Below are 8,478 nucleotides of genomic sequence, written 5' to 3' on the forward strand. Positions count from 1 at the left end.
CGTCCGTGACCATCGACTCGCCTCCCAAAACTCCCAGCAACCGATATGGATTGAATATCTTCCTGGGAGTTCTGACCATCGGCGATCACCCCGAATCCCCAGTGTTCATGCGGGTGGGCGGGGTTCTGCAGGTCCGACTACCGTAGTCAACGTAGTTTTGCGTGCGAATCGGCTCGAACTGGTGGAGGACCGCAGCTTTACGATTGCCAAGAGCCTTGACTTCGTCGTTCTCGACAACAACATTATGATTATTAATAAGCGGTCGTTTGAGGCTTTGCTGAACTACAGGCTCGAATACACACAGTCATTTGCCACATTACAAACGGACCCTACCTTCTCGGCTTGTTTTACTGACCTGACACCGCTGATTATCCATGTGGGTACGAACACGATGCATCTTCGTCGCATGGCCGTTATCCAGCAAAAAGCCAACTACGCAAATCCTACCTATATGCAGCGGCTCCGCGACGTGAATGCTCAAGAGGGCTGGAATATCGAGTTTGACACTGCGGGTCGAATTGTGGCGACTGAGGACACGATGAGGGCCATCATGCAAGTGCTGCTCAACCATCGCCTTCATTCAAAGCTGTCTTTAACGACGTTTGACGTGCCGTCCGCCGCTGCGTTGTAGTGCGCGAGCAGAGGTGCAGCCAGGGGCTCGGCCGCAAACCGCGATCACGTCGGAGCAGAGGGAATCGGTGCCTGGTCAAGGTCAAACGCGATCCCGATGGCTCGCGCCAGCTCGGGGCGTCGCAAAGGGGATCCGGAATTTCCGCTGAGCGCCTAGATGCGCTGTGCGCGATCAGCGGTCCTAGGTGAATCCTCCTCAACGCAACGCATTCGCAGACGCGCCACGTGCTTCAGCGATGCGCTACGCCTGCTCTTCACGAGCAACGACCGCGTCTTCGCGCTTCTGCCGGCTTGCTGCGTACTCTTTGAATTCCGCGATATGTCGCTGAAGCTCGCGCTGCAGCGGGCGCGCCCAGACCGCGTTCTTGATCCAGAAAAGTGCTTTGCCTACCCGGCGATTCAGAAGCGGTTCCGTCAGCTTCTGCACGACCGGTGATCGATAGAAACGCCACGCGAGGATGTGAACCATTTCCTCTCTGGCCTGCAGCTCGATGAAGCGCAGGTTGTATACCTCGCCCCACTTCTCGACGTACTCGCGCTCCTCCCCCAAGGCCACCTCAAGGCGATCTATAGGATGCGTGACATGCACGACGGGGTAGCGCGGCAGCAGATCCTTCCCGGATTCGTCAACGATCTCAACCAACTCCACGCGGAACTCGTCGTACGGTGTGTAGACCAAGTTGCCTTTGATCTTCGGGTATCGAAACGGAATAGCTGGTAGAGCCGCGCGATGACGGCGCTCGTCGACATGGCGCATTACCACTTCGTTCTGATAGCAGACCTTGCTATTCGATGCCGACACAGCAATCACTGCTTTGGACAGTCGAACACCACGATGCGTGCGAACTTCGATGGTGGGCTCTCTTTGCCGGGCACCATGCAAGTACTCGTCCCAGAAGAGCATGTACTGAAGGTGCTCGCCTAGTGGGTATGGCTGAGCTTCGATCAGCAGCCGGTGATCGTGGTAAAGCGTCGAAAGCGCATAGGCGCGACGACATACGAGCTTTTCAAGAAGCCCGTACCCCCAGCTGACGACGCTCTTGGCTGCGCCAAGCATTGAGCTGCCGATGTCCATCGTTCCTCCGTAGGATTGAGCGCGGTACCTTTTCAGCGCAACAGCCAGACAAGCAGAAGGACCACCGCACTCCCCACAACGCACGTCCCCAATACGGCGGACAGCCGAGCGCCCATGAATGCCTTCGTCTCGTCGGCTGAGTATTGGCCGCTCAGCTGATCAAGCTGCACTGAAAGATGCTGCTCACCGGCTCCTGACCCACGACGTAGGCCAAGCCGGCGCTCAGGACGCCTTGGGATAGTGGGTGGTACAGGTCGGGCGTTACGAGCAGCCATTGCACGCCTCGCCGGCGCCAGAACTCGCGCTCCAAACGGAGGAGTTCCAAAACGCGGGGCCGCTTCAGCTCCTCGGCGTACTTGACGGCCACCGCCAGCATCCCGCTGTCGGAATCGGCAACGGTGGCCCCGAAGTACAGGACAAGGTCCGATGTCATCGACCAAAGCCGCGTGACACCTTTGTGCGTCAGCCTCGGATGGCGCACCTCAAGGTCGCACGCAATCGCCTCGGTCCCCTCCACCCAGCCATCATTTGGCCCGGCTGACGGCCCGTGCTGGCCCGAGGTCGTCGGTAGCCCAAACTGCTCTCGCACCTCGATGAGGCCGGCGCACATCGTCGCAAAGGCGAAGGCGACGTACTCGGCGTCGGAAAGCAGGTGGACCAGGCGCCCGCTGCTGACGTAAATGAGATGCGATCGACCGCGGCTCGACGGATCGGATCGCGTGACCTGGTGCCAGGGTTGGTAGTCGGCGCCTGTGCCGGTGCCCCGTCCCTGCTTCTCCCACCGATCCAGCAACCCTGGTGTGAAGCGTCTTCCTTTGCGCATGCTCGAACCCTTTTCCGCGTGCAGGCGAGCGCATCCAGTGCCCGCTCGACGCGATCACAAAATTTAAAAAAGGGGAGTTGACGCGCTCCGGTGGCGCGGATAGATTTCAGGCGTCGCTTCCTGAAATCTGGGCTTCAACTCCCAGTACGAAAAACGCCACGTGCTTGCCGGCCGTGGCGTTTGTGTTTGTGGTGTGGACTTGCTGGTGCCCTGCTCCTCGTTGGCTACGGTCGAAGGTCCGCACCAATGCCGATAGCCCATCGACGTTCGTTGCGTTGCCACCTGGGATGGCACCTTCGGGAAACCGCCCAAAACGGGAGCTGTGAGCCGCGGAGGCTTGGTCTTCGCTAATCGGCCAAGCTTTAGTTTGCATTGTGCTCAGGCGGCGTCAAGAGCGTTGCGACCAGTGGCCCTGTCGAGGGCACGTCAAATGCTCACCGCATCTCACTGCGGCTGACCGCGTCGCTCCCGCCATCGTCCAACCATAGAAGTCCTTCTTTACACCATGTGTAAAGAAGGACTTGCGGATGTCAGCTATTTGCCATAGACTCGTCAAATGGAAGTTGAGTTCGACGATGACGACCTAGACCGCCTGGAAAGGGATGCCCAATACACGGGCAAGTACTCCCAAGAGATCGTGCGCGCCTATCGAAAACGGATTCAGCAAATTCGCGCCTTCAGAGACGAACGCGACTTCGCAAATGTGCGTTCGTTGAATTTTGAAAAACTCAAGGGAAACCGAGAGGGAGAGCACTCAATACGTCTTAATTTGCAATGGCGACTGATTCTCGAAATTCGAGGCGGGCATCCTTGCAAAGTAGTCGGGATTATTGAAATCGTCGACTATCACTAGAAATTGGAGATCCCATGAACGCACGCGTGCCTGCAGAAGTATTCCCGCCTGGAGAGTTCCTCCGGGAGGAGCTGGAAGCGCGGGAATGGAGCCAGCAAGAGTTGGCGGATATTCTTGACCGGCCGCCCCGCTTGATCAGCGAGATCGTCGCGGGAAAGCGGGCCATCACGCCCGAAACTGCCAAAGGGTTGGGCGATGCCTTCGGTACTTCACCGGATTATTGGATGAACTTAGAGAGTCAGTATCAGCTCTCGAAAGTAAAAACATCAAATAACAACGTTGCGCGCAAGGCGCGGCTTTATGACAAGTTCCCAGTCCGGGAAATGATGCGCCGTGGTTGGGTCCGAGCGAGCGAGAACATAGACGTCTTGGAGCAGCGCTTCTGCGACTTCTTTTCCATCCCAGACATATCCGTGGAGCCGGATCTCTGCCACAGTGCGAAGAAGACCGACGCGCTATCGGATGTCACTCCACTTCAGCTGGCTTGGCTGTTTCGCGTAAAGGCTTTGGCGAGCCAGCAAGTTGTTGACGCCTATTCGCACACGAAGCTGCTGGCGGCAGTCGAAAAGCTAAAGACACTCACGCATTCCCCAGAAGAAGTGCGCCATGTGCCTCGCACCCTTGCGGAGGCCGGCGTTCGTCTTGTACTGGTCGAGCCCATGGCTGGCTCCAAGATTGACGGCGCCTGTTTTTGGCTAGAGGGCGACAAACCGGTCATCGGCATGACGTTGCGCTACGACCGCATCGACAACTTTTGGTTCGTGCTACGGCATGAAATTGAGCACGTGCTGCGCGAGGACGGGAAGGCAAGCAACCAGGCAGTGATCGATACGGACGTGGGCGAGGACAACGCTGAACTGCCCGAATGCGAGCGACTGGCGAATGCCGCTGGCGCGGAGTTCTGTGTGCCTTCAAAAGAGCTCGATAGTTTCATTGCGCGTGTCCATCCGTACTTTTCTGAAGAGAAGGTGCTGCGGTTTGCGCAACGCATCGGTGCCCATCCAGGTTTGGTAGTTGGGCAGCTGCAACGTAGGCTGGGCCGTCACGATTTCTTGCGCAAGTACCAGGTGAAGGTGCGGGCGCTTGTACTGCCTTCGGCCGATGCCGACGGCTGGGGCTCGTTCTCCGAGTAATTACCGCATTAAGTTGGGAACTACTATGTCTGCATATGCGAACCAAGTGAAGTCATACATCGAACGCTACCAAACAGAGGTTGGCGGCGATGGCCTGCTAGATCCTCATGCTGTGGCCGAGTGGGCGTACCGCAATGGACTTCACAAGCCCAGCGTCCGGACCGTCGTCGATGCCATCGCCACAGACATTGCCCAGCAGTTTCGTGAGGACTATAGGACCGACGCCAAGGGCCAGCGGTACCGCGCAATGCACGCGGTGCGCTCTAAAAAGGGCGACAAAACTATGTCCCTCTGGGCGGATATGGACGATGAGCGCGCGCCGAGAGACCATTTTGTGAGGTCATTCGCGCAGCGCCGCCAGCAGATAGTGGGTGACTGCTACCAGCTCAAGACGGACGTCGACGTCTACAACGCGAAGGATCCCGCTCAGAAGCCGATCCAGGTGCCGCTCGATTTCACGGTTGACGTTGAAGAACTCCAATTGCCCTTTAAGGGAAAGAAGGCTGCTTGACGCCCGTTTTGCTCCGACAGTAAAAATCGGCAGTCGTTAGCTGTTCACAGCTCTACTGATCGCCTATTTGACGCCGGCTGGGACGCACCGTTGCTACGCGATGCGCGCTTTCTCGCTCCAGTCGCCCAACTCATGGAGCTTAGCGCGGATCAAGTCAAAGCGTCGCATTGCGGCCGAGATGGCTTTCTGCTGATCAAGGTCGAATGACCCGTCGAGCCGCACTGGTATGTTGACTACCAATTGGCTAACACGGCCTTGAAACAACTTAGCCTCGTACAGAAATCCACCTGAGGCAATCGCTCTGCGTAGCTCACTCGCTATGTAGTCAGCATCCAGTTCGGAACTCAAAATTTCAACGGCGATGACGTCGTCTGTCAACACGCACCGTTCTTGACGTACAAATACCTTGCCAACAGCTTTTGCGCCGTTTGCAATCACAGTGACGATAGCTTTTGTATCCGTTTCGATGTGAATGCCGTTCTTCCTCAGATACGTCTCTGTGATATTGCCCTTCGATGCGCTCTTTTCTTTAAAGCACGAGTACACCGGAATGTCGCCCTTGTTAGCTCGGATGTCCTCGTTGCGAATGCGAGTTCCCGGTCTAACCAAAAACAGAGTGGCATCCGACAAAACCACTTCCTCGGACGCCCCCGAAGTGAGTGCACTAATTTCTTGTCGCGACGCGTCTAATTCGGCCACGAGTTCAGTTAGCTCTGCAGTTGCAATGTCTATGAACTCCGTGCGCTCAATGGACTCTGCTTTGACGCCTAGACTAACTAACTCGTCCTCAGACCAGAAGCGAGCTGTATCCCACCTATCATTAGCCGTAAACTCAACTGCGCTGACTACCTTCACGACCGGCGACGTCGGCACGCGCCTTCCGTTGTCACGCTCGATGAAGTAATCCGCGACCTCAGCTAAGTCGTTGCTATTCGGCGTAGGCACGCGAGCTACGTCCAAGGTTTCCCCAATGGTTCGCACGAATCCGCACAGCACGTCAGGACGGGTATCAGCCGCTGTGTGCCGCTTTTCAAGAACCAGAATGCTAGTGGGCTGAGAGGTGTTGAAAAATGTGTTGCGTGGCAATTCAATGGACGCAAGTATGTTGCACTCGGCCAGCAGTCGTTCCTTCGGCTTCGGCTCCGTACGGTTCAACATGCCTAATGGCACGATGACGAATGCGCGACCGCCCGGTTTAAGTGATCCGCTGATATAGCGCATGAACAACGCCTCAACGCCCAAGCCCCACCCTTCGTAGTAATCGCGCGGGGCTATGCCATTGCGCATGCCGGAAATACTCGCAAGCTCCTTCCGGTAGATCGCACTGCCCTGCGTGACGAACGGTGGATTGCTTAGCAATACGTCGATCACGTTTCGGGGAGGGTGTTCCAGCGAGCCAAGGGTTTCGTTTGCGTTCATCAGCACGAACGTGTCGGCCATTGCCTCGTTCAATGCTGGAAGCGTCGTAGACGGTTGCCGCAGCAGGTCGGCCAAGTGGAGCAGCGTGTTTGCCTTCGCCAGAATGTGCGTGTTGGCATCCATGTCCACACCAATCGTCCGCACACGGCGGCGCGGCTTGCCCGACTTAATCGTGACGTTGCCGGGCAACGCATCGTCAAGCAACAGCGGCTCTAAAACGAAGCCCCCGACGCCAGCGGCCGGATCGAGAACAACCGAATTGTCAGGCAGCTTGTTTAGTTGCGCCATTCGGATCATCTGGCGGACTACGTTACGCGGGGTGAAGAACTGGCCGAGCTTTTGTTGGCGCGGTGTGTTCTTCAAGAAGGTTTCATACAGCCGCAACTTGAACTCGGGGTCGATGGACTTGAGCGAGCCGAAGCGCTTGAACGCATCCAGGATTTCGAGGAACGTGCGGTTGAACGAGTCCAACGGATCGGCGGAAGACCGCAGGAACGCGAAACCGTTGATGACGGAGGTCTTCGACACGACAGTTTGAAGCCCGAACAGTGCGGCCACTCCCGGGTCACCTGCCAACACGTTGTCGGGGAACAGCGTCTTGATGTACGGCCGAATCTGCGTCACGTAGTAGCTGACCGCTGTCCTGCCGTGCTTGGCTTGGAACACGCCCGCGTCTTGCAGCAGTTCGTAGAACGTCAGGGACTTGGGCAGCGACGACGCGGGCAGGTTGTCTGACAAGAATTTCAGTACAAACAGTTCGACGAATGTCATCAAGCACTGCTTCGGCTCCTCCTTCGTCGCGTGCCAGATGATTTGCCAAACGGTCTGCGCAAGCTGGTGCGGGTTCTTTGCCACTGCCGCGTCACCGGCCAGCAAGTCTTCCAGCACCGCAGGGTTGAGTTCGCGGGGCTCGGGGAAGAACTTCAGCAGCCCTTCATTGAGCGACCCTTCCACATCCACGTAATGCGTGCGCGCGCCATCGGTAGCCAGTGCCACCCGGACGCCCATCACCGCCGCAGCAAATAGCCCTTGCTCGCACGCCTTCGTGAAGTCCTTGGCCGTCCGCATCTTGCGAGGGCCCTTGTGCTCAGCTATTGCGACGGGCACGGGCGTTCCCTTGCGGCGATCCACCAGCACGCGGTCGGGCTTGCACGCGCTAAGGGTCTTGGGGCGCTTGTATTCGGTGAACGGAAAAGTGACTGACGGCGCGATGGCGAAATCGAGCCCCGACAACTTGAGTTCGGCGACCGACGTTGCGCCGATATTCAGTTCTTCAAACAGCCCGAAGGCGTCCCCACGTAGTTGGCCCGTTGCAAGGTAGTTCCGCTGGGTAAGTTCCTCGTTCGCCATACGTTCTGCCTGAATCCATTCATTTTTGTTGTGTCTAGCGCAAAGGGCATTGTCCTTGCATCACACTGCCCGGCGCTCGGGCGTGTGTGCAGTAGCAACCCCTGGGCTTGCGGGTAGAGCAATCCAGGGCCCGAAGGCGCGTTCTGCCTGCACTCGCAAGGTGGTAGCAGCCGACCCCGAGGGGTTTAAAACGTCGCCACGACCGCTAGCGTCCGCCGCGGTCGGCTGCGGCTGCAGCCGACGCCAGCCGCTGGGCTGAAGGGCGGTCGTTCAAAAGCCCGTCGAAGCGGGCTAGGCTGCGGGGTCGAGGCCTACTCCCAGCGAGCGCACGGCACGTGCCCATGACGATGGGACCCGCATTGAGGGCTGCGCGCAGCGACCCCAGCGCAAACACCCCCTGGGCTTGTCCGGCACGCTCAGATGTGTCAGCGACCAGTCGATTGGAACGAGCGTCGCTTGTCGCAGACTTTATTGCTCTGTCGCGCACTCTATTGCGATGTCGCGGACTCTATTGCCCGTGAACACCCAACAAACCCTTACCCCGCTTTCACTCCACGGTCACGCTCTTGGCCAGGTTGCGCGGCTTGTCAACATCGGTGCCGCGCGCACAGGCCGTGTGATACGCCAGCAACTGCAGTGGCACCACATGCAGGATGGGGCTCAACGCGCCGTAGTGCTCGGGCA

At 57.9% G+C, this 8,478-nt stretch carries 7 protein-coding genes; 4 read left to right on the forward strand and 3 right to left on the reverse strand.

Translation table 11 applies throughout. The annotated features are described in order from the left end of the window. Positions 1 to 631, forward strand: a 631-nt coding sequence (locus ACT6S0_RS24895; RefSeq protein ID WP_444766440.1) for a Kiwa anti-phage protein KwaB-like domain-containing protein, incomplete at its 5' end; no start/stop codon positions are given. Between the two features lie 240 nt (positions 632 to 871). On the opposite strand, the gene ACT6S0_RS24900 is transcribed toward ACT6S0_RS24895, so the two are convergent. Together ACT6S0_RS24900 and ACT6S0_RS24905 are read right to left on the reverse strand one after the other, a co-directional pair. After that, on the reverse strand, positions 872 to 1,705 hold the full coding sequence (locus ACT6S0_RS24900) for a hypothetical protein (RefSeq protein ID WP_444766441.1): 834 nt from the start codon (positions 1,703 to 1,705) through the stop codon (positions 872 to 874). A gap of 151 nt (positions 1,706 to 1,856) precedes the next feature. Further along, positions 1,857 to 2,528: a TnsA endonuclease N-terminal domain-containing protein gene (locus ACT6S0_RS24905; RefSeq protein ID WP_444766442.1), complete on the reverse strand. Its 672-nt coding sequence runs from the start codon at positions 2,526 to 2,528 to the stop codon at positions 1,857 to 1,859. Between the two features lie 556 nt (positions 2,529 to 3,084). Between ACT6S0_RS24905 and ACT6S0_RS24910 the strand changes: the two genes are divergently transcribed. From ACT6S0_RS24910 to ACT6S0_RS24920, 3 genes are read left to right on the forward strand one after another with little or no spacing between them, the layout of a single operon-like run. Next, entirely contained in the window at positions 3,085 to 3,381 is a 297-nt protein-coding gene (locus ACT6S0_RS24910; protein ID WP_444766443.1) for a type II toxin-antitoxin system RelE/ParE family toxin, read from the forward strand. Between the two features lie 14 nt (positions 3,382 to 3,395). Beyond that, positions 3,396 to 4,514, forward strand: coding sequence for a HigA family addiction module antitoxin (locus ACT6S0_RS24915; RefSeq protein ID WP_444766444.1), 1,119 nt, complete (start codon positions 3,396 to 3,398; stop codon positions 4,512 to 4,514). Between the two features lie 46 nt (positions 4,515 to 4,560). Further along, complete coding sequence (locus tag ACT6S0_RS24920; RefSeq protein ID WP_444766445.1) at positions 4,561 to 5,025, forward strand: hypothetical protein; 465 nt, start codon at positions 4,561 to 4,563, stop codon at positions 5,023 to 5,025. Positions 5,026 to 5,118: 93 nt separating this feature from the next. On the opposite strand, the gene ACT6S0_RS24925 is transcribed toward ACT6S0_RS24920, so the two are convergent. Next, entirely contained in the window at positions 5,119 to 7,794 is a 2,676-nt protein-coding gene (locus ACT6S0_RS24925; RefSeq protein ID WP_444766446.1) for an N-6 DNA methylase, read from the reverse strand. Positions 7,795 to 8,478 lie beyond the last annotated feature (684 nt).

It is taken from the genome of Roseateles sp., assembly GCF_052436255.1.
GTDB lineage: Bacteria > Pseudomonadota > Gammaproteobacteria > Burkholderiales > Burkholderiaceae_C > Pelomonas.

What these genes read in the sequence shown, in the direction of transcription:
- ACT6S0_RS24900 (WP_444766441.1), bottom strand. Translation starts at nt 1,705, where the DNA reads ATGGACATCGGCAGCTCAATGCTTGGCGCAGCCAAGAGCGTCGTCAGC.
- ACT6S0_RS24905 (WP_444766442.1), bottom strand. Translation starts at nt 2,528, where the DNA reads ATGCGCAAAGGAAGACGCTTCACACCAGGGTTGCTGGATCGGTGGGAG.
- ACT6S0_RS24910 (WP_444766443.1), top strand. Translation starts at nt 3,085, where the DNA reads ATGGAAGTTGAGTTCGACGATGACGACCTAGACCGCCTGGAAAGGGAT.
- ACT6S0_RS24915 (WP_444766444.1), top strand. Translation starts at nt 3,396, where the DNA reads ATGAACGCACGCGTGCCTGCAGAAGTATTCCCGCCTGGAGAGTTCCTC.
- ACT6S0_RS24925 (WP_444766446.1), bottom strand. Translation starts at nt 7,794, where the DNA reads ATGGCGAACGAGGAACTTACCCAGCGGAACTACCTTGCAACGGGCCAA.